Here is a 17,872-nt window from a genome sequence, read left to right on the forward strand (position 1 = left end):
GACGGCGCCGCGCCTCTCAGACTTGGCGCCCTAGCCCCCACAGGTACCGCCATGATTCACATCCGCCCCATGACGCCCGACGACTTCGCGCGTTTCTGGCCCACCTTCCAGGCCATCGTCCAGGCCCGTGAAACCTACGCCTACGACCCGGCCCTGAGCCTGGAACAAGCCCGCCAGCTGTGGCTGGAGCTGCCCATGCACACGCTGGTGGCCGAAGCCGACGGTGAACTGCTCGGCAGCTACTACCTCAAGGCCAATGCCGCCGGCCCCGGTGGCCATGTCGGCAACTGCGGCTACATGGTCGCCGAGGCCGCCCGTGGCCGTGGCGTGGCGCGCCTGATGTGCGAGCACTCGCAGAAGCTGGCGCGCCAGGAAGGCTTCCTGGCGCTGCAGTTCAATTCGGTGGTGGCCAGCAACGAAGCGGCCGTGGCGCTGTGGCACACGCTGGGCTTCGACACCGTCGGCCGCCTGCCCAAGGCGTTCCGCCACGCCCGCCTGGGCCTGGTGGACTGCCTGGTGATGTACAAGTGGCTGGCCGACGAGCCGGTGGTGGAAAAACCACCGCTGCTGATCGGCCGCAAGAACATCGAGGCCCGGGTTTCGCGGCGGCGCGGGCGCTAGGTTTCAGCAGGCCTTGGAGGCCTCGCACACGCGGTGATAGGCACGGTTGAAATACACCAGCCCATCATCGGCGCCGCCGTGGCGGATTTCCTCGATCTGGCAGTAGAAGATGCTGTGCGAGCCCACCTCGTGCACCTGGACGATGCGGCAGTCGAAGTTCACCAGCGCTTCGTGCATCACCGGCGCGCCGCTCTGCAGCACGGTCCAGTGGGTGGTGGCAAAGCGCTCTTCCATGCTCAGGTGGCGGTTGGCGAAGGCCCCCGACAGGTCCTGGTGGGTGCCGGCCAGCACGTTCACGCACAGCGCACCGTTGGCCTTGAACTGCTCGTTGGAATACGAGGCGCGGTTCATGCACACCAGCAAGGTCGGCGGCGCGTCGGTGACGCTGCACACCGCCGAGGCGGTGAAGCCGAAGCGCCCGGCAGGGCCATCGGTGGTGATCACCGACACGGCGCCACCGAGCATGGCCATCGCGTTGCGAAATTGGGTTACGTCAACCATGGTCATGCTCCTCAGATATCCAGCACCAGCTTGTTGGACTTGGCCCGCGAACAGCACACCAGGATCTGGTCGTTCGCGGCTTTTTCTTCATCGGTCAGGTACACGTCGCGGTGGTCCGGCTCGCCTTCGAGCACTTCGCACATGCAGGTTCCGCACACGCCCTGCTCGCAGGAGATGTCGATCTTGATGCCGACCTGGGCCAGGGCCTCGAGGATGCTCTGGCCCTCGGCCACCTGCACGGTCTTGTTGCTGCGCGCGGCGACCACTTCGAAGCTGGCGCCACTGGCATCCACCTCGACCTGGAAGTACTCCTTGTGGATGTGGTCCTCGGCGTAGCCCTGCTGGCGCGCGCCGCCGATCACCCAGTCCATGAAGCCCGACGGCCCGCAGGTGTAGACGTGGGTGCCGGCCTGCGCGGCGCCCAGCACCGCAGGCAGGTCCAGGCGCTGTGCGGCGTCTTCGTCGTCGAAGTGGGTGGCCACCCGCCCGGCGAAAGGCGCACTGGCCAAGGCCTCGAGGAAGGCGCTGCGGCTGCGCGAACGCCCGCAGTAATGCAATTCGAAATCGGCGCCCTGCTGGTGCAGGGCATGGGCCATGGCGATCATCGGCGTGATGCCGATGCCGCCACCGAGCAGGATCGAGCGGCGTGCATCGGGAGCCAGCGGGAACAGGTTGCGCGGCGTGCTGATCTGCACCTCGCGCCCTTCCACCAGCACCTCGTGCACCCCCACCGAGCCGCCACGGGAGGCCGGGTCTTTCAGCACCCCCAGGCGATACAGCGAAGCGTCCGCCGGGTCGCTGCACAGCGAGTACTGGCGCACCAGGCCCGGGGCCACGTGGATGTCCACGTGCGCCCCCGCCTCGAAGGCAGGCAGCGCCGCGCCATCGGCCCGGCCCAAATCGAGGACCAGCACATCGGCCCCCTGGATCTCGCGCTTGCGCACGATCACGTTCAACAGTTGTTCGTTCATCAGCGGTGTCCTGTAGTGATTCATCGCATGTACAGGCCGCCGTTCACGTCCCAGGTCGCCCCGGTGGTGAAGTAGGCCTCGGGGCGCGCCAGTTGCACGATCAGGTCGCCAAGAAAATCCGCATCGCCCAGGCGCTGCACCGGGATGTTCGCCAGCAGCCCCGGCAGACGCTCGGCCGGCACCGCGGCATGCACCGCCGGCGAGTCGATCGGGCCTGGGGCGATGGCATTGACGGTGACGCCGCGGGCGGCGAATTCCTTGGCGAAGACCTTGGTCAGGGTGACGATCGCCCCCTTGCTCGCCGCGTAGTGCGCGCCGGTGGCGGTGCCGCCGTTCTGCCCGGCCAGCGAGGCCATGTTGATGATCCGCCCGTAACCGCGCTCGGCCAGGTGCGCGCCGAATACCTGGCAGCCGAGGAACGCGCTGCGCAGGTTCAGGCCGACCACCGCGTCGAACTCTTCCGGGCTGATCTGCATCAGCGGCGTGGTCTTGGTCACCGCCGCGTTGTTGACCACCACGTGCAGGGCGCCGAAGTGCTCCAGCACCTGGGCCAGGGCCTGCTCGAAGTCCGCCTTGCTGGCGACGTCGAGCTTGACTGCCAAGCTACGGCCGCCCTGCCCTGCGAGCTGCTCGGCCGTGGCCTGGGCCAAGGCCAGGTCGCGGTCCGAGACCACCACGTCGAAGCCTGCGGCGAGCAGCCGGGCGCAGAAGCGCCGGCCCAGCCCCTGCCCTGCCCCGGTTACCAATGCGACTTGGTTCATGGCCGGGCCCTCACAGGATGTAGCCGATACCGGCAAGGGTATCGTCGCTGTTGATCAGGCTGATCACCTTGCGCGCGATCTTGAACCCACCCTCGGCGCGCACCAGGGTGTAGGTCAGGTCGGCGGTGTAGTGCTTGAGGCTTTCCTTGCGGAACTCGCGGATGTTCTGCGCGGCGCGCACGGTCACGTTGACCCCGTCATCGCCGAGCACGCGAATGCGCGAGATGCTGCGCACGGTGCGCGGCTGCGGGCTGGTGGAAATCGACTCGCCGCCAATCAGCCGCTGCACGCGCAGGCGGCGCATGTGGTGGTCGTCGTAGGCGTAGTTGAGGGTGTTCTCGTAGTCGGTTTCCTTCGGGTTGATCGGGATGATGTACGTCCCCTTCGCGGTCCATTGCGCCAGCCACGCTTCGTACTCGCCGTGGTCGAGCATGTCGCCTTCCTGCCAGATGAACGCGGTGACTTCGTTGAGTAGGTTGAGGTTCATCACTTGGTCTCCGCGCTCATCATCTTTTTCCACTGCTGGTACGCCGCGCGCATGCCGGTTTCGGCACTCACGTCGGAAACCAGGCCATCTTCGCTGGCTCGCTCGCCGGGCAAGCCACGGTTGAGCATGATCCACAGGTTCTCGCCGGCACTGGCGCCCTTCTGCACGCGCTCCCAGGCCTCGGAATCGTCCGGGGTACCAAAGCCCATCGGGCCCTGGAAGTGCTCGTGCAGGCGCAGGCGGTAGCGGTTGGCCGCCGCCGGGCCGCCGTCCATGGTGATCACCGAGTGGTGGATCTCGGTCTCGGTCACCGAAATCGGCTGCAGCACGCGGAAGAACGCCATCGAGCAGGCGACGTTGGGGAACAGGTTGAGGTTGAAGCCCGACCCGCCCACCGCACGCACGATGCGCCGCACCTGCGGCTCGTCGATGCCCTCGTCGCGCAGCTCGGCGGCCAGCGCTTCGAAGCGCTCGGGGATCGGCTTGTCGAGGTCGGCTTCCAGGTCGACCAGCTCGGGGATCATCACCATCACGCTGTGGCCGTTGCCCAGGTCCTCGACGTAGCCAGGGCCTTTGACGAAGTCGAACAGCTCCAGGGTCTGTTCATCCACCGACGACAGGAAGCTCTTGTGCACCAGCGGGAAGTGGTAGGCGTCGGTGGTGTTCTCCAGCTGGATCTTCCAGTTGCCGGGGAAGCGGAAGCGGTGCTCGCCCGGCACCTTGATGCCGTAGCCCGCGCCCTGCTTCATGAACAGGTCCATCCACTTTTTCGCAGCGCCCAGGAAGTCTTCCAGTGGCTCGATGTCGTCCTTGAAGGTGGCGAAGATCATCCCGGCGTAGCTTTCGGTACGCAGGCTGACCAGCGGCAGCTCGGCCTTGTCCAGGCAGTCGCCGTAGCTTTCCGGGTGCGGCACGCCGCGCAGCGAGCCGTCCAGGGCATAGCCCCAGCCGTGGTAGGGGCAGACGAAGCTGTTGGTCTTGCCCTTCTTGTGTTCGCACACCGTGGCGCCGCGGTGGCGGCAGCGGTTGAGCAGCACGTTCACCGCCTTCTTGCGGTCGCGCACGACGATCACCGGCTGCTTGCCGATGTAGGTGGTCTTGTAGCTGCCGGCCTCGGGGATCTCGCTCTCGTGGGCGACCCAGATCCAGGTGCTGTGGAAGATCTTTTCAAGCTCGGCGTCGAACAGCGCCGGGTCGGTGTACAGCGAGGTGTGGACGCGGTCTGGCTGCACCAGCTCGGCCGGGTCGACGCTCAGGTTGACGGCGGGAATCAGGTTGGTCACGGATAAGTCCTCTTCTCAGACGCGCTGGATGATCAGTTCGCGGCCGACACGGGCCTCGACCTTGGCATAGCGCCACAGCTTGTACGGCCCCTCGCCCACGGCGGTGGTGCGGAACAGGTTGCAGGCGGCGTGCACGGTCTGGATGTCCGGCACATCGGCCAGCAGGTAGGTGGTCCAGGGGAAGCCATCGGACGGCCCGACCATGCCCTGGTCGTCGTCCATGTTGCCCAGCACGTTCACCCCGGGCAGGTCGTGGATGGCGTTCCACATCGCGCTGAAGGCGGCCCACACCTGCAGTTGCTCCTCGCGCGCGGCGTCGAAGAAGTTCTGGTTGATGCCCATGCAGAACAGCACGCGCAAGGCTTTGTTATCGCTCATGACTGGTATCCCGAGAGTTACAGGTAGCCCGGAAGGGGCTGTTTGCCGAAGAACATCGCCCCGGCGTTCTGGTAGGTGACGTCGCCCATGAAGGCGTGCTGGGTGACCACCTGCGCATCGTTGACGCAGCGGGCCAGCGGGCTTTCGTTGTAGATGCCGGTCATGCCCGACAGCAGCTGCGCACTGCGCGCCACCTCTGCAGCGACGCGCGCGGCATGGGTGGAGGACAGGCGCAACAGGTTGGTGACCTCGATCGGCACCGGGTCGCCGGCCAGCACGTGCTGCCAGGCGCGTTCGATCGATTCGTAGAAGAACGCCCGGGCCGAACGCAGCGCGGCCTCGGCCTTGGCCACATCAACCTGGGCCAGCGGCCGGTCGGCCAGGGCCGGGGCGCCGGTGACCGAGATGCGCCCGCTGGCCATGCCCGACAGCTCGTCGAGGGCGGCGCGGGCAATGCCCAGGCCGACCACCGACAGCACCTGGGTGGCGAACGACAGCGACGGGTAGCGGAAGAACGGCTCGTCCAGGTTCGGCTTGCCGCCGCGCACGAAGGTCCACTGCTCGCCCACCACCACATCCTCGACCAGCAGGTCGTGGCTGCCGGTGCCGAGCAGGCCGACGGTGTCCCAGGTTTCTTCGATGCGCGCCTGGCTGCGCGGCAGCACCGCCAGGCGCGGCAGGTCGAGCTTGTCGCCGTTGCGCGGGGCGATGCCGACGCCAACGATGTCGGCGCCCATGGAGCCGCTGGAGTACTTCCAGCGGCCATTGACCTTGAAGCCTCCGGCAACGATCTCGGCCGGCTGCGGCGGGAAGATGCCGCCGGCGAACACGGTGTCGGGGCTGTTGCCGTAGATCTGGGCGATGGTCTCCAGCGGCAGCGCCGCCAGGTACACCGGGCTCATGCCGAAGCTCGCCACCCAGCCGGCGGAGCCGTCGGCGTGGGAGATGCGCTCGACCATCTCGCAGAACTCGCCGGGCGAGCATTGCAGGCCGCCGAAGCGTTTGGGCACCAGGGCACGGTAGACGCCGTGGGCCTTGAAGGCATCGATCACGTCGCGGGAAATATGGCGTTGGCGATCGAACTCACCCAGACGGGCTCGATCACGAACCCCGTCCAGCAAAGCCTCGAAGGCAGGGCCACTGGCAAGCGCCGACTCGGGCGCAGCACGCAGGCAAAGCGAATCCATGGACTTTCTCCGTCTCAGGCGCGGTGTTGTGGTTGAGGCAGGTGTCGTTGGGCAGGAGGCGAAATGGCAGGGCTCGCTGCAGCAAGGTAGCGGCCATGCAAGGGGGCAAAGGCGGGATCGTGCGGCATGTTCTGTCTCTCTTGTTTTGGGTGCCGGTGACAAAAATCTGCGGTCAATTACGTGAATTGTCAATTGAATTTTCACGCTTAAAAACGCATTTTTTCGACGGACGCATGCCCGACTAGCACCGCAAAACAAGGCTATCTATCTGATTTTTATCGGCTTTAAAGATGAATTTCGAAGCAGCTGGCTAGCCAAAAAAACTAACCAGGCCTGGCGATATGTCGAAAAATTTTTAATACACTTTTCACATGATTTCGGAGATAAAAAAGCTGGTGTAGCATGGCTGGGCATCGCGCCCACAAGAACAATCAGAACAGCACCCCCGCCATGCCTGGCGTGCACACCCCGAGGTCGAGGCCATGCCCACCCGCCCCATCGAACTGCAGGATCACCGCCTGCGCTACCTGCACCTGAGCCACGACAAAGGCTCCATGCGCGCCGCCGCCGAAGCCCTGGGGGTCGCCACCTCCTCGGTCAGCCGGCAGATTGCCCGGCTCGAAGCGGAACTGGGCATCGAGCTGGTGCGCCCCGACACCCACCGCATCAGCCTGACCCACGCCGGCGAGGCCGCGGTGGACTACTACGTCGAGCGCCAGCGCCAGCACAGCCAGTTGCTCAGCCGCCTGGACGCCCTGCGCCAGCAGCAGCAGGCCTCGACGGTGATCGCCATCGGCGAAGGCCTGCTCGGGGCGCGGGCGATCAACGCGCTGCAGGGCTTTCTCCAGGCCCATGGCGCGCACAAGGCCGAGATCATCAGCGCGCCTTCGCTGGAGGTGCAGCGCCTGGTGATGAGCGACCAGGCCCACCTGGGCGTGGTGTTCGCGCCCAGCCCCACGGCCTGCCTGAGCCGCCTGTTCAGCCTGGCCCAGCCGCTGCGCCTGATCGTGCACCGGGACAGCCGCCTGGCCGAACGCAGCCGGGTCAGCCTCGCCGACATCGCCCGCGAGTCGCTGGTGCTGCCCGGCGCCAACTTTCGCGTGCGCGAGCTGGTGGACGATGCCTGCCAGGCGCAGGGGGTCGCGATCGTGCCGACGCTGACCTCCAACTCGCTGGCGGTGATCCTCGATTTCGTCCGCTCGGGCCTGGGCGCGACCTTGCTCGCCGAGCTGCCGATCATCGACGAACTCAAGGGCGGCACCTTCAAGGCGTTGGCGGTCGACTGCGCGCAGATGAACGCCACCGACATCCAGGTCGTCACCCGCCGCGGCCGCACCCTGGACGACCTGAGCCGGGCGCTGGCGACCGAAATGGCCAAGGCCATGCGCAAGGTGCTGTGACCTTCGCCCAGGTCGTTGCGCTAAACGCAACGACTTTGCCCGCCCCTGTCATTGAGCCACCTGCGCTGGCCCATTAGCGTTGCTGTCGTGCACCGCACACCCAAAACAACAAGAACAACGTGACAGACAAGCAGGCAACCGACCTGCGGCCCTTCCTGCCCAGTTGCATCACTGCCCCGGTCTTGTCCTGATCACACCTCCAGGAATACCCCCATGGAACTGCGATGGCCCCTGCGTGCAAAACCGTTGTGCCTGTGCCTGGCGTGCGCCCTCCCCCAGGTCGGCCTGGCCGACCTGGTCGATGACAGCCACCTCTCGCTGAACATCAAGAACCTCTACCTGAACCGCAACTACACCCAGCACGATGCCCCGGCGTCCAAGGCCGGCAACTGGTCCCAGGGCTTCGACCTGCAGTTCGAGTCCGGCTACACCGACACCCCGGTGGCGGTCGGCCTGGACCTTGACGGGCAATACGCCGTGCGCCTGGACGCCACCGGCAACGACGGCTCGCTGCCCTACAGCCGCCACCGCCAGAAAACCTCCGACGACTACAGCCGTGGCGGCGCCACGCTCAAGTTCAAGTACGCCAAGAGCGTGCTCAAGGTCGGTGACCAGCGGCCGTTCTACCCGGTCGCCTCCAACGACCCGAGCCGCCAGCTCGATACCATCTACCAGGGCGCGGTGATCGAATCGCGCGACATCGACAAGCTGACCCTGGTCGGCGGGCGGTTCTGGTCGATCGTCACCCGCGAGTCGTCCAACCACGAGCGCCTGTACCGCTACGGCACCAGCGACAGCCAGGACAGCGACGGCCTGGACTTCGCCGGCGCCACCTATGCGCTCACGCCCGACCTGCAGGGCAGCTACTTCCACGGCGTGCTCAACGACATCTACAAGCAGGATTACGCCGGCATCAAGCACACCCTGCGCTTTGCCGACGGCTACCAGCTCAAGACCGACATCGGCTACTTCAACAACCAGGAAGACGGCGCCGCACGCAGCGGCCCGGTGGACAACCGCGCCTACTACGGCCTGGTGAGCGTGGAAAAGAGCGGCCACACCGTCGGCGTGGTCTACCAGCGCATGACCGGTGACACGGTATTCCCGACCCTGAACGGCTACGTGCCGCAACTGTGGCTGCCGAACTGGGGCAGCATCCCGTTCCTGCGCCCGGACGAGCGCAGCTGGTCGCTGCGTTACGGCTACAACTTCGCAGCCCTGGGCGTCCCGGGCCTGAAGCTGTTCACCCGCTATACCCGGGGCACCGATGTGGACCGCGGCGCGGGCCTTGACCGCGACCAGGAAAGCGAGCGCGACATCATGCTCAACTACGTGGTGCAGAGCGGCCCGCTCAAGGACCTGGCCTTCGACCTGAAGAACATCCACACCCAGCAGAAGTACGGCGCCGACTACGACGAATACCGCCTGATCACCTCCTACACCTGGAAGTTCTGGTAGCCGCCGCTCACCGTTTTTGCCCGGGCCTTTCCGTGCGGGGAGGGTTCGGGCGCTTTTATTGCAAACCAAGGAACCACCGCCATGTCCGACCTTTACGAACTGCTGCGCTTCACCCTCCGTGTGCGCACCCAGGCTATGGCCCTGCCGCGCCTGCAAGCCGCCTTGCAGGAGGCCGGCGACGGGGTCGAGCTGGTCGGCTGCTGGCTCTCGGAAATCGGCCCGCAAAACACCATTGCCGTGCTGCGCCGCTTCACCGATGCCCAGGCCCAGGCCAGCGAACGCCAGCGCGTGCTGCTCGCCAGCGATGCCTTCGGTATCGGCGAGTTCATCCTCAAGCAGCACATCGACGACTACCGCCTGTTCCCCTTCCTGCAGCCACTGACACCCGGCAAGCACGGGCCGTTCTTCGAGCTGCGCGAGTACGACCTGGTGAGCTCGGGCCTGGCCCCGACCCTGGCCGGCTGGCGCAAGGCCGTCGGCCCGCGTACCGGGGCCGACTACTCCCAGGTGTACGCGGCGTTCTACGCCACCAGTGGCCGCGTGCCGCGCTACCTGCACATCTGGCCCTACGCCAGCCTCGAACAACGCCTCGACGTGCGCACCCGCGCCGTGCGCGATGGGGTGTGGCCGCCGGAAAACTCGGCACCGCAACTGCAGAAGATGCAGTCGGTGGTGTACCTGCCCGCGCCCTTCTCGCCGCTTGCCTGAAGCCGCGATTGCCCAGGCGTGCCAACCTCTTGGCGCTGCCTGCCAATTGCCCGCGCAGGCATACCGTTGCCGCTGCCGCCCCGGTAGCCTGCCGCGAGCCCAATTCGCGTCGCGGAAAACAACGACATGACCAACGCCTTGAGCATCCATAACAAGATCACCCTGCTCGCCAGCCTGTGCCTGGCCACCGTTGTCGTACTGCTCACCACCCTCGCCCTGGCCCAGCGCCAGGCCAGCGAGGACCAGGCCAAGGCCAGTGCCAGCGACATGCTGCTGGCCGCGGCGCGGCAGAACCTGCGCGCCGAAGGCCAGGCCCAGGCGCTGCAGATCCAGCAGGGCTTCGCCCGCGCCTACACCTTCGCCGAAGGCGTCGGCCGCCAGGTCATGCACCTGCGCGAACGTGCCGCCGGCGACCAGGTGCCTGCGGCAGAGCTGCGCAGCGACCTCACCCAGGTGCTGCACCAGGCCCTGGCCGGGCGGCCGGAGCTGCTGGGGCTGTTCATCACCTTCGACCGCAACGCCCTCGATGGCCGCGATGCCGACTTCGCCGGCCAGCTGGCACGGGGCAGCAACGACCAGGGCCGTTTCGCCCTGTACTGGCTGCAATCGGCCCCCGGCCAGCTGCAGGCCGTGCCAGGTGACGAACAACTGCTCGCCGACACCTCGCCCGGCCCCAGCGGCGCGCCGTTCAATGCCTTCTTCAGCTGCTCGCGCAAGGCCGCCAAACCTTGCCTGCTGGAGCCCTACGTCGACAGCTCCAGCGGCACCGCGCGGCTGGTCACCAGCCTGACCTTGCCGCTGCTCGACCAGGGCCGGGTGGTGGCGGTGATCGGCCTGGACATCGACCTGGGCGCGCTGCAGCGCGACGCCGAAGCCGCCAGCGCCGCGCTCTACGAGGGCCAGGGCGATATCGCCATCGTCAGCACCGCCGGCCTGCTGGCCGGTGACAGCCGCCACCCCGAGCGCCTGGGCAGCTTGCTCACGGCGCGCCACCCCGAACACGCCGCCGCCATGCTCGATGCCATTCGCGCAGGCCATGGGCAAACCTTCGAAGACGCCAGCGACATGCGCATGCTGGTGCCCATCCAGCCGCTGCCCGACGCCAGCCCCTGGGCCGTGCTGGTCAGCGTGCCCAAGGCCGTGCTGGGCGCCCCGGTAACGGCGCTGCAAACGCAGATGCGCGCCCAGCGCCTGCGCAGCCTGGCGCTGCAGGTCGGCCTGGGCCTGAGCGTCGCGGTGCTCGGCGTGCTGATGATGTGGCTGACCGCCCGCAGCGTCAGCCGGCCGCTGCTGCACGTGGCCCAGGTGCTCGAAGACATCGCCGAAGGCGAAGGCGACCTGACCCGCCGCCTGGCCTACCCCGGCCGCGATGAGCTGGGGCGCCTGAGCCGCGCCTTCGACCGCTTCCTCGAACACCTGCAACCGGTGATCGCCCAGGTGCAGGCCGGGGTGCGCGACACCCGCGACACCGCCGACCAGTCGGCGCGCATCGCCAGCCAGACCAACGCCGGCATGCAGCAGCAACTGCGCGAGATCGAGCAGATGGCCGCCGCGCTGCAGCAGATGTCGGCCACGGCCCAGGCCTCGGCGCACAGCGCCGCCCAGGCTGCCGCCGCAGCGCGCAATGCCGACCTGGCCACCGGCGATGGCCTGCAGGTGATCGAGCACGCCAGCGCCAGCATCCAGGCCCTGGCCCATGACATGAGCGACGGCATGCAGCGCCTGCACGCCCTGGCCAACAGCGGCGAGCAGATCGGCACGGTGATGGCGGTGATCTTGTCGATCGCCCGGCAGACCAACCTGCTGGCCCTCAATGCCGCCATCGAGGCTGCCCGCGCCGGGGAAGCCGGCCGTGGCTTTGCCGTGGTCGCCGACGAGGTGCGCGGGCTGGCCCAGCGCACCCAGGCCTCGGTGGAGGAAATCGGCGCCATCACCGACAGCCTGCGCACCGGCACCCGCGAGGTGACCCGCAGCCTGCAGCACAGCCACGAGCAGGCCCAGGCCAATGCCGAACAGGCGCGTCAGGCCCTGGATGCCCTGGCGCAGATTCGCCAGGCGGTCAGCGTGATCAGCGACATGAACGTGCAGATCGCCTGCGCCGCCGAACAGCAGAGCAGCGTCGCCGAAGAGGTCAACCGCAACGTCGAAGCGGTGCGCGATGTCACCGCTTCGCTGTCGGGCCAGGCCGAGCGCTCGGCCGGCATCAGCCAGCAGTTGAACGACCTGGCGTCAGAGCAGCAAGGGCTGATCCAGCGCTTCAAGGCCTGATGCGAAGTACGGCGCCAGGCCTGCCTGGCGCAGCCGCTGCACCAGCGCGGCCAGGCGCGCCTGGCGATAGGCCGGCACATCGATGTGCCGGTAGTCGTAGAAGCCCAGCCCTTCGCGCAGCCCGTTGCGCCCGGCGGCCATGTTGTCGCGCACGGCCTGGGCCGCCTGGTAGCGCTCGCCCAGGTGCTGGCTGAGGTAGGCCGAGGCGTGGTGGAGGATGTCGCCGCCGCCCCAGTCGATGAACTCCAGCAGGCCGAGCACCGAAAAGCGCGGGCCGAAACCGCTGCGCACCGCCAGGTCGATCTGCTCGGCACTGGCCACGCCCTCCTCGACCATGCGCGCCGCTTCGTTCATCACCAGCGCCTGCAGGCGCGGCACGATGAAGCCGGGCGCCGCGTTGCACACCACCGCCACCTTGCCGATGCCCTGCAAGGTCGCCAGCAGCTCGGCAAGCTTCGCCTCGCAGGTCTGCTCGCTGCGCGACACCTCCACCAGCGGCATCAGGTGCGCGGGGTTGAGCCAGTGCGCGTTGAGCAGGCGCTGCGGCGCCGAAACCATCTGCGCAAGCTCGGTGACCAGGAAGGTCGAGGTGGTCGAGGCAATGATGCCGTCGGCCGGGGCATGCCGGTCGATCCAGGCCATGGCCTCGCGCTTGGCCGCCAGCACTTCCGGCACCGCTTCGAAGACCAGCCGGCAGCCCGCCAGGGCCGGCTCGCCTTGCGCTCGGGTGAGCAGTTGTATGCGCGCCAGCAGCTGTTCGGCCTGCACGCTACCGATCAGTTCCAGGGCCACCAGGCTGTGCGCCTCGGCTTCAAGATTGCGCCTGAGCGCCTGGAAATGGTCCGCCTGCGCCGCGCGCTGCTTGAGGTCGATCAGGCTCACCTGCAGCCCGGCCTGGGCAAAGGCCAGGGCGATGCCCTCGCCCATGCGCCCGGCACCGACCACGGCGATGTGCCGCAACGGGCCATTCATGGCGCCACCCCGGCGTGCAGCATGGCGGCCATCTGCGCCCGGTCGAGCGCCGCCAGGCCGAGGTTTTCCAGGGTTCGCCCTTCGCCGTACAGGTCGCGCCCAGTCACGGCCGCGGCCAACGCCAAAAGGCCTTCGGCCACCGGGGTCGAGACGCCGGCCCAGCGCCCGACCGACACCAGCAGCGACAGGCCCAGGCGGGTGTCTTCGAGCATGTAGCGGTGCTGCTGCAGGTCGATCTTCTCGCGCCAGTCGCCGCTGTCGGTGAGCTTGCCGTGGGCGCCGCGGCCATACATCCACTCATCGCCCTGGTCGGTGTTGTAGTGGTCGGCCAGCGGGAAGTGCGGGGCCGGGTAACCGAGTGCCTCGCGCACGCGCATGCGTTCGGCGTCGAGCTGGTTGGTGACCCGGCGGATCGACGGCTGGGTGCCTTCGTTGTGGATGTCCCACGACTCGAAATGCTCCAGGGGGCCGGCATTCATCAGGATCAGCGGCGGGTGGATGATCGGCCCGGCATTCATCAGCGCGCCGCTCAGGGCGTTCTCGATGGGCTCGACACTGGGGTAGGCTTCGCGCAGCACGGCGAAGGCGTGGGCGGACAGCCGGCTGGGCAGCACGCCGGTGGGCAGGCGGGTGGCGTAGGCGCTGATCACCAGTTGGTCGGCGCCGTGCTTGCGCACCAGGTACGGCAAGGTGCCGGTTTCGGCGAAGGCGACTTCGGCGGTGTTGCCGCAGGCCCGCAGCGCCTTGGCGAACACATAGCTGCCGAAGGTGCCCGGCGGCAGGAACACCACCTGGCCATCGCGCAGCAACGGCGCCACCTCGGCGGCCAGCGCCGGATGGCTGGTGGAGGGCAGCGGGATGACGACCAGGTCCGCGCCTTCCAGGGCCTGGGCCAGGTCGGCGACCAGTGCAAAGCGCTCGCCCAACGCGACCTGGCGGCGGCCGCGGTAGTCGCGCACGGTGAGGCTGCCAATCGCTTGCAGCGCCTGCAGCGCCGCCTGGTCGCGCCGCCACAGGCGGGTGTGGTGGCCGCGTTCGGCCATTTCGACGGCCGCTGCATAGCAGCCGTGGCCGCCGCCAAGGATCGTGACATTCATGGGGTTCGCTCCGCGTGTTGAAGGTAGGCCGATGCTAGCCAGCACCCAGCCGGCCCGCGCATCCGATCACGCAGGCAGGCTAGCGATTGCGCAGTTTCGTGTCGCAGGGCCGGCAGCCGAAGCGCTGGCGGTAGTGGCGGGTGAAGTGCGCGGGGCTGTTGATGCCAAAGCGCAGCAGCACCTCGGTCACGCTGCCCTCGCCGCGCTGCAGCGCCTGGTTGACCGCGAGCAGGCGCCGCTCGCGGATGTATTCGACCGGGGTCTGGCCGAGGAACTTGAGAAAGCCGGTCTGCAGGGTGCGCACCGACACGCCGCTGAGCGCGCACAGGGCCGCCAGGGTCAGCGGCTGGTCCAGGTGTGCTTCGATATGGTCGCGCGCCCGCCGCACGGGGCCGGGCAGCGGCGTGCCGGCGCCCTGGCAGAGCGCATCGGAATAGTTGTGCGGCAACTGGGTCAGCAGCAGTTGCACCAGGTGGTCGGCAAGGCCCTGGCGCAAGGGTGCCAGGTTCAGCTCCAGTGCCAGCAAGCTGCACAGGTAGTCCAGCGCAGCGGCCAAGGCGTGCACACCGGGGTGCGTCGCCGCCAGCGGTACGGCGAACGCCAGCGGCTGACGCAGGCTGCGCCCCAGCAGGTGCTGCAACTGCACCTCCAGCGCCTCGCGCGGCAGGCTGAGCACCGCGTTGCGGCAGGCGCCGCCGGTGACGATGCGGCTGCTGGCAAACGGCGAACTGACACTCAGCCCGCCCGCCGCCACCGCCGCCTGATGGCGGCCGTGGGTCACCTCGCACTGCCCCTGCAAGGTGGTGCGGAACAGGTAGTGCGCGCCGCCACCGTCGAGGCTGACCTCCACCGGCACGTCATAGTCCAGCTCCAGCAGCCAGGCCCCGGCAAAGGCCACGCCGCTGGCCTGCAGGCGCGGCGGCGTGCCATTGAGCACGCGCAACCGGTGCGGGCAGAGGTAGCGGGCCAGCTGCACCTGCATCTGGGCCACATCGCGCGAGTCGAGCAGCGGGAAGCGCTCGAGCATCTCAAGCCTCGGCGGCGTGTTCGCGCTGCAGGCTGTCACGGAAACACTTGCAGCCCTTGGCCAGCAGCACGATGGCCAGCAGCGACGCGCCGCAGCTGACGATCGACATCGACGAGCCGACCGCCGCCGGTGCGCCGAAGTAGCGGTCGGTGATCAGTGCCACCAGCGTGGTGCCAAGGCCCAGCCCCAGCAGGTTGCTGATCAGCAGGAACACCGCCGACACCTGGGCGCGCACCTGGTTGGGCGAGAGGATCTGCATGGCCGCCGTGGAGGCCGGCATCGGGAACGAGGCGAAGAACATCGCCGGCACCAGCAAGGTGACCGACAGCCACAGCGGTTCGACCTGCGAATACAGCACCGCCGGCACGAGCATGCCCAGCGCGCCGATCACCCCGGTGCGCATGGCCGCATCGCGGTAGCCACGCTTGGCCAGGTGGTCGGTGAGCCAGCCGCCGAACACAACGCCGGTGGTGTTGGCCAGCAGCAGGATGGTGCCGAGCATGAAGCCGGCCTCTTGCGGGCTCATGCCGTACTTGCGGATATACAGCGCGGGCGTCCAGCTCATCATGCAGAACAGCGCCATGGCGTAGAACGAAAAGCCCAGGTAGTGGCAGCTGAAGGTACGGCGATGGCGGCCGATGAAGCGCAGGCCATCGGTGAGCCTGACCTTGCGCACCTGGCCGTCGGCACCGAGCTGCGCGCCCTTGCGCTCTGGGTTGCGCACCGTCAGCCAGACCAGCAGGCCGACGATCACCCCCGGCAGGCCGACGATGAAGAACGCCAGCTGCCAGGCCTTCATGGCGCCGAGCACGGCCACCTCGATGGTTTGCGCATCCTTGAGCAAGGTGATGACGTAGCCGCCGACCAGGAACGCGACACCGCCGCCGACGAACGAGCCGATCGAATAGATGCCCACGGCGCGGCCGAGTTTTTCCTTGGGGAACATGTCGCTGAACATCGAATAGGCCGAAGGCGACAACGCAGCCTCGCCCACCCCCACGCCGATGCGGGCGAGGAACATCTGCACGAAGTTCTTGCTCAGGCCGCAGGTGGCGGTGGCGATGCTCCAGAAGATCACCCCCACGGCGATGATGCGCGGCCGCGAGAAGCGGTCGGCGAGGTAGGCGATGGGCATGCCCATGAAGGCGTAGAACAGCGAGAACGCCAGGCCATGCAACAGGCTGAACTGGGTGTCGCTGAGCTGCAGGTCGGCTTTGATCGGCTCGATCATCAGCGCCAGGATCTGCCGGTCAACGAAGGAGAAGATGTACGCCACCATGCACAGGGTGACCACGTACCACTCGTAGTAGTAGCGCTTGGTGGGGGTTTCGAGGTGCTGCTCTTGGGTGAGGTTCGTCATGCTCGAGGGTTCCTGATGGGACAGCCTGGGGAGGGATTACTAGGCAGTGACCTGTCAGCAACAGGCGAGCGAACGCAGGGCGGGGTTATGCATGACCAAGGACCTTTTATTGTTATTGGAATGGTGTATGGCAGTGGTATTGGCTGGGCGTGTACCGGCCCTATCGCCGGCAAGCCGGCTCCCACAGGGTTTGCTGTGGGAGCCGGCTTGCCGGCGATAGGGCCGCTGCGGGCCGTCAGCCTGCTTGCAGCGCCCGTGGGCGGTGGCTGCGGGCTTCGGCTTCGGGGGCCGTGGCCGCTTGCAGGCGGAAGTCGAACGCCAGCTCGGCAAAGCGCTCGCCGGCAACGCCTCGGTCACGCGCCGTGGCGGCATCGTCGACGAAACGCAGCGCGCCGATCAGGCCATCGCGGGTGGCATAGGCGAAGTCGTCCCACAGGTACTTGTCACCTTCGAAGTTGATCTGCGTGGTCAGGTGCCGGTGCCCCGGCGCCGAGATGAAGAAGTGCACGTGGGCCGGGCGCTGGCCGTGGCGGCCCAGCAGGTTCAGGCACTCCTGGGTCGGCCCCTGGGGGTCGCAGCCGTAGCCCGAGGGCACGATGGAGCGCGCCCGGTAGCGGCCCTCGGCATCGGTGACGATGCGCCGGCGCAGGTTGTATTCGGACTGGGTCGAGTCGAAGTACGAATAGGTGCCCTGGGTATTGGCATGCCACAGGTCGACGGTGGCGCCGGCCAGGGGTTGGCCTTGGGCATCGAACACCTGGCCCTGGAGGAACATCACCACACCCGGGTCGGTGCCATCGTCCATCCGCGCCTCACCCTCGGACAGCGGCGCGCCTGCCACGTACAGCGGGCCTTCGATGGTGCGCGGGGTGCCGCCGCCAAGGCCGGCTTCGGCGTCCTTGGCATCCTGCAGCAGGTCGATGAAGTGCTCGATGCCCAGGCCCGCGGCCAACAGGCCGGCCTCGTTGCGCCCGCCCAGGCGGTTGAGGTAGTCGACGGCGTGCCAGAACTCGCCCTCGCTGACCTGCAGGTCTTCGATCAGGCGCGCGGTGTCCTGCAGCACACGCAGGATGATCGCTTTGCAGCGTGGGTTGCCTTCGGCCTGGCCAAGGCCGGCCACTTGCTCGAAGAAGGCCTGGACATCGGGGGTGTGGGAGATCTTCACGGTCATCTTGCTTACCTCGTATTGTTCTTGTCGGGTAGTCGTGGCGCAGGGTGCGTTTCAGCGGTCGTCGGCATGGATCGACGAGGGGTGGCGGCACAGGCCGTCGACCTCGATGTCCATGTACGGGAACAGTGGCAGTTGCATCAGCGTGTCGTGCAGCGCCTCGACGCTGGGCAGGTCGAACACGCTGTAGTTGGCGTAGTGCCCGGCGATGCGCCACAGGTGGCG

At 67.6% G+C, this 17,872-nt stretch carries 18 protein-coding genes and 1 pseudogene; 6 read left to right on the plus strand and 13 right to left on the minus strand.

Annotation, left to right across the window (positions count from 1 at the left end; translation table 11 throughout):
- Positions 1-51 precede the first annotated feature (51 nt).
- Entirely contained in the window at positions 52-621 is a 570-nt protein-coding gene (locus ACIPG5_RS20450; RefSeq protein WP_236237907.1) for a GNAT family N-acetyltransferase, read from the plus strand.
- Positions 622-624: 3 nt separating this feature from the next.
- Here the strand turns inward: ACIPG5_RS20450 and ACIPG5_RS20455 are convergent, their stop codons facing one another.
- Genes ACIPG5_RS20455 through iacA form a run of 7 tightly spaced genes read right to left on the minus strand, consistent with a single transcriptional unit; the run spans position 625 to position 6,189 of the window.
- Positions 625-1,122 (minus strand): flavin reductase, encoded by a 498-nt coding sequence (locus ACIPG5_RS20455; RefSeq protein WP_176517516.1) that lies wholly within the window; start codon positions 1,120-1,122, stop codon positions 625-627.
- A gap of 11 nt (positions 1,123-1,133) precedes the next feature.
- Entirely contained in the window at positions 1,134-2,093 is a 960-nt protein-coding gene (locus ACIPG5_RS20460) for a PDR/VanB family oxidoreductase (protein WP_176517515.1), read from the minus strand.
- Positions 2,094-2,113: 20 nt separating this feature from the next.
- Positions 2,114-2,854: an SDR family NAD(P)-dependent oxidoreductase gene (locus tag ACIPG5_RS20465; protein ID WP_401377634.1), complete on the minus strand. Its 741-nt coding sequence runs from the start codon at positions 2,852-2,854 to the stop codon at positions 2,114-2,116.
- A gap of 10 nt (positions 2,855-2,864) precedes the next feature.
- Complete coding sequence (locus ACIPG5_RS20470; RefSeq protein WP_236237914.1) at positions 2,865-3,341, minus strand: aromatic-ring-hydroxylating dioxygenase subunit beta; 477 nt, start codon at positions 3,339-3,341, stop codon at positions 2,865-2,867.
- Positions 3,341-4,624 (minus strand): Rieske 2Fe-2S domain-containing protein, encoded by a 1,284-nt coding sequence (locus tag ACIPG5_RS20475; protein ID WP_176517512.1) that lies wholly within the window; start codon positions 4,622-4,624, stop codon positions 3,341-3,343. Before ACIPG5_RS20475 ends, ACIPG5_RS20470 begins: the two co-directional genes overlap by 1 nt.
- Before the next feature lie 15 nt (positions 4,625-4,639).
- Positions 4,640-5,002, minus strand: coding sequence for an IacB protein (locus ACIPG5_RS20480; protein ID WP_401377638.1), 363 nt, complete (start codon positions 5,000-5,002; stop codon positions 4,640-4,642).
- Between the two features lie 17 nt (positions 5,003-5,019).
- The gene (gene iacA / locus ACIPG5_RS20485; protein WP_176517510.1) at positions 5,020-6,189 is read right to left on the minus strand and encodes an indole-3-acetate monooxygenase; all 1,170 of its coding nucleotides are present in this window, start codon (positions 6,187-6,189) and stop codon (positions 5,020-5,022) included.
- Between the two features lie 482 nt (positions 6,190-6,671).
- Between iacA and ACIPG5_RS20490 the strand changes: the two genes are divergently transcribed.
- From ACIPG5_RS20490 to ACIPG5_RS20510, 5 genes and pseudogenes are all read left to right on the plus strand, one after another.
- Positions 6,672-7,589 carry a LysR family transcriptional regulator gene (locus tag ACIPG5_RS20490; RefSeq protein ID WP_176517509.1) on the plus strand — a complete coding sequence of 306 codons (918 nt, stop codon included), beginning with the start codon at positions 6,672-6,674 and terminating at the stop codon, positions 7,587-7,589.
- A 213-nt stretch (positions 7,590-7,802) separates the two neighbouring features.
- Positions 7,803-9,047, plus strand: a complete 1,245-nt coding sequence (locus tag ACIPG5_RS20495; protein ID WP_286915157.1) for an OprD family outer membrane porin — start codon at positions 7,803-7,805, stop codon at positions 9,045-9,047.
- An 81-nt stretch (positions 9,048-9,128) separates the two neighbouring features.
- Complete coding sequence (locus ACIPG5_RS20500; RefSeq protein WP_401377643.1) at positions 9,129-9,755, plus strand: NIPSNAP family protein; 627 nt, start codon at positions 9,129-9,131, stop codon at positions 9,753-9,755.
- Positions 9,756-11,009: 1,254 nt separating this feature from the next.
- Positions 11,010-11,165: pseudogene (locus tag ACIPG5_RS20505) on the plus strand (HAMP domain-containing protein); the annotation flags it as partial.
- 132 nt (positions 11,166-11,297) lie between these two features.
- Positions 11,298-12,023: a methyl-accepting chemotaxis protein gene (locus tag ACIPG5_RS20510; RefSeq protein ID WP_401377666.1), complete on the plus strand. Its 726-nt coding sequence runs from the start codon at positions 11,298-11,300 to the stop codon at positions 12,021-12,023.
- Here the strand turns inward: ACIPG5_RS20510 and ACIPG5_RS20515 are convergent.
- From ACIPG5_RS20515 to ACIPG5_RS20540, 6 genes are all read right to left on the minus strand, one after another.
- On the minus strand, positions 11,985-12,995 hold the full coding sequence (locus tag ACIPG5_RS20515; RefSeq protein WP_401377646.1) for a 3-hydroxybutyryl-CoA dehydrogenase: 1,011 nt from the start codon (positions 12,993-12,995) through the stop codon (positions 11,985-11,987). The genes ACIPG5_RS20510 and ACIPG5_RS20515 overlap by 39 nt on opposite strands.
- A complete protein-coding gene (locus tag ACIPG5_RS20520; protein WP_401377649.1) occupies positions 12,992-14,092 on the minus strand; it encodes an NAD/NADP octopine/nopaline dehydrogenase family protein in 1,101 nt (366 codons plus the stop codon). The genes ACIPG5_RS20515 and ACIPG5_RS20520 overlap by 4 nt, the downstream gene beginning before the upstream one ends.
- A 79-nt stretch (positions 14,093-14,171) precedes the next feature.
- The gene (locus tag ACIPG5_RS20525) at positions 14,172-15,119 is read right to left on the minus strand and encodes an AraC family transcriptional regulator (protein WP_176517503.1); all 948 of its coding nucleotides are present in this window, start codon (positions 15,117-15,119) and stop codon (positions 14,172-14,174) included.
- A 1-nt stretch (position 15,120) separates the two neighbouring features.
- On the minus strand, positions 15,121-16,479 hold the full coding sequence (locus ACIPG5_RS20530) for a spinster family MFS transporter (RefSeq protein WP_401377653.1): 1,359 nt from the start codon (positions 16,477-16,479) through the stop codon (positions 15,121-15,123).
- 235 nt (positions 16,480-16,714) lie between these two features.
- Complete coding sequence (gene catA, locus ACIPG5_RS20535) at positions 16,715-17,650, minus strand: catechol 1,2-dioxygenase (RefSeq protein WP_401377656.1); 936 nt, start codon at positions 17,648-17,650, stop codon at positions 16,715-16,717.
- A gap of 51 nt (positions 17,651-17,701) precedes the next feature.
- Positions 17,702-17,872: muconolactone Delta-isomerase family protein (locus ACIPG5_RS20540; protein ID WP_401377669.1), on the minus strand; the 171-nt coding region annotated here is incomplete at its 5' end.

Origin of the sequence: Pseudomonas sp. NPDC087029, from assembly GCF_044745345.1 — a bacterium.
Taxonomy (GTDB): Bacteria; Pseudomonadota; Gammaproteobacteria; order Pseudomonadales; family Pseudomonadaceae; genus Aquipseudomonas; species Aquipseudomonas faucium.